The following is a 1,703-nucleotide window of genomic DNA, read 5'->3' as shown; positions in this document are numbered from 1 at the left end:
CATCAGTACGGGTACTCAACCAAGCCGGGGCGCATGCGCTCAGGGCGCACCAAGGCTCTGTTGCGTTGCTCGATCGCGGCCGTCGGGAGACTGGTTCCGTGACGTCGTCTGGCTCATCTTCGGTGTTCGCTGGCTTCCGGTTCCCGCCTGGGGTGATCTCGGTCGCGGTTCGCTGGTACCTGCGGTACGGCCTGTCTTACCGTGACGTCGAGGAACTGCTGGCCGAGCGCGGTGTCACCGTTGATCACGTGACCATCTACCGGTGGGTGCAGCGCTTCACCCCCGAGTTCATCGAAGCTGCCAGGCCGTGCCGCCATGCCCCCGGTGACCGGTGGTTCGTCGATGAGACGTACGTGAAGGTATCGGGCCGCTGGACGTACCTGTACCGGGCAATCGACCAGCATGGGCAGGTCATCGACGTCCTGCTGTCGATGAGGCGTGACCTGGCAGCCGCCCGGCGCTTCTTCGCCCGGGTCATGCGGGCTGGCGTGATCCCGGTCGAGGTCACCACCGACCGGGCCCCCGCCTATCCGCGGGTTCTGGATGAGCTGATCCCTTCAGCGCTGCACATCGTGGAGCGATACGCCAACAACCCAGTCGAGGCAGATCACGGGCGGCTCAAAGCCCGGCTCCGGCCGATGCGAGGGCTGAAGCGGCGCCGCTCAGCGCGGATTCTCGCCGCCGGTCACGCCTTCGTCCAGAACCTGCACCGCGGCCACTACGACATCGCCACCCACGTCCCCGCCCGTCACCAGCTCCGCACTGCCTTCGACGAGCTCGCCGTAACGATCTGACGGGCCGTCAGGTCAGCGCTCCAGCTTGCCCAGGAATCGCCCAACGCAACAGCGCCTCCGCAGACGGTCAGGCACGCAGGGAGTCACCCAGCGCCACCAGCATCGATACCTGAAAACCGATACTCACAGGCACGCAGCGGGCACGCCCCTTTGCGGTCGCGGTCGACAGCTGGCCCCGTTGCCGCCTGCACCTTGGAGGGGATGGCCTGCGTCCGGTCCGGGAAGGCTCCGGCCTGGCCCTTGGTTTCTGACCGGAGGGGGTGCAGAGGCTCCGACGCTCAAGGGGTAAGGATCTTCGGGTGCCTCTTGACGGTGGAGGGGCACCCCCCGGACACTGAGCGGGCCGTCCCCGGATCTCGGCCGACCCTTGGCTGCGCCGGAGCGGGCTGTTACGACCTGCTGTTTCCCATCTGGAGCCTGCCGAAGCTAGCACTCCGCTCTGAGCCGGTCGATCTCCCGGGCCTGCTCGCGGAGCTGCCCATATTCGGGCTGCTCGCGGAAACGGGGCAGCACCAAGCGGATCGCGTCCGCGCGATCATCGGCGATACCCGCCATGATCAGTGTGTCGACTGTTTCCAGTCCGCCCGGTCCCAGGTGGGCGGGCACATGCGTTGCTTCCCCCCGTTCCCATGCCTGTAGGTCTGCTAGCCGCTGCCCGTATTCCATGATCCTGTTACAGGGACCATCGCTCTCGCTGGTGACGGGGTTCTTGCTAAAGGTGAACTGGACCAGCCGGATCTCGCAGAGCCTCGCGACCAGCTCGAGCAGGAACCCTTCGATCGCCGCCTGATGATCACGCTCGAACGCGCTGATGATCTGCTCGTAATCCTCGGGCCGGTCAGCTCGGAGGAAGACACGCACCCATCGCTCCCCCGGCTCGATTTCCGGGTCGTCGCCATAGCGCAGCAG

The 1,703-nt window shown here is 66.4% G+C and carries 2 protein-coding genes; one reads left to right on the top strand and one right to left on the bottom strand.

Annotated elements, in window-relative coordinates:
• Nucleotides 1-98 precede the first annotated feature (98 nt).
• Entirely contained in the window at nucleotides 99-794 is a 696-nt protein-coding gene (locus tag WA805_RS15430) for an IS6 family transposase (RefSeq protein ID WP_425242663.1), read from the top strand.
• Nucleotides 795-1,220: 426 nt separating this feature from the next.
• On the opposite strand, the gene WA805_RS15425 is transcribed toward WA805_RS15430, so the two are convergent.
• Nucleotides 1,221-1,703 (bottom strand): hypothetical protein (locus WA805_RS15425; RefSeq protein ID WP_425242662.1); only part of this gene is annotated, 483 nt, incomplete at its 5' end.

The organism is Trebonia sp. (assembly GCF_049794275.1).
Taxonomy (GTDB): domain Bacteria; phylum Actinomycetota; class Actinomycetes; order Streptosporangiales; family Streptosporangiaceae; genus Trebonia.
This window is presented reverse-complemented; position numbering and strand designations above follow the sequence as displayed.